The organism is Rheinheimera sp. A13L, assembly GCF_000217935.1.
In the GTDB taxonomy this organism is placed as follows: Bacteria; Pseudomonadota; Gammaproteobacteria; order Enterobacterales; family Alteromonadaceae; genus Pararheinheimera.
The window spans coordinates 1-737 of the sequence record NZ_AFHI01000061.1 but is presented as its reverse complement, the minus strand read 5'-3'; the positions used below and the strand labels follow the sequence as shown (position 1 = coordinate 737).

1 pseudogene is annotated in these 737 nt (G+C 48.7%); it reads right to left on the bottom strand.

Annotation, left to right across the window (positions count from 1 at the left end):
* Positions 1-737: pseudogene (gene hscC, locus RHEIN_RS17980) on the bottom strand (molecular chaperone HscC); the annotation flags it as partial.

The following is a 737-nucleotide window of genomic DNA, read 5'->3' as shown; positions in this document are numbered from 1 at the left end:
AAGCGATTGAGCAGCGGCAACCACAAATCTTCCAGTTCGTTCTCGTAAAATTCGCATTCCCGCGTTTCTTCCTGATACTGCCAGCGAATGTGCAATGGCGATTGATTGCTACATTTTGCCGCTTCCACACAGGCGTACAAGGCTGCCAGTTCACTCTCGTTAAGCGTGGTCCTGGCGACATCCGCGCGTTTTAAAACCTCATCGACCAGCATATGGGTAAAATCTTCGCCACCAAGAAAGTTGTCGCCAGCGGAGGCGTGAACTTCAATCACCGGCGTGGCGTACTCAAGCACCGTAACGTCAAACGTGCCGCCACCGAGATCAAACACCAGCGAACGGGTATTTTGTTGGGTATGCAGGCCATACGCCATCGCAGCTGCTGTGGGTTCATTAATTAAGCGTACCGCATTTAACCCGGCTAACTCCGCTGCTAAACGGGTATGCTTGCGTTGTTCATCGCTGAAATAAGCCGGAACGGAGATCACCACATCTTTAATCGGACGTTGCAGAAATTCTTCGGCATCTTCTTTTAATGAGCGTAATACCAAAGAGGACAGTTCTGGCGCGTTAAATGTGTCGCTGCCTAACCGCCAGTTGGTATTACTGCCCATTGCACGTTTAAATAACGCTGCCGTTTTATCCGGATGCGAAGTACGCCGTGATACAGCCGGTTTTCCGACTAAAATATGATTATTTTCATCCATGCTAATTATGGATGGTGTTAAATATTCACCGAA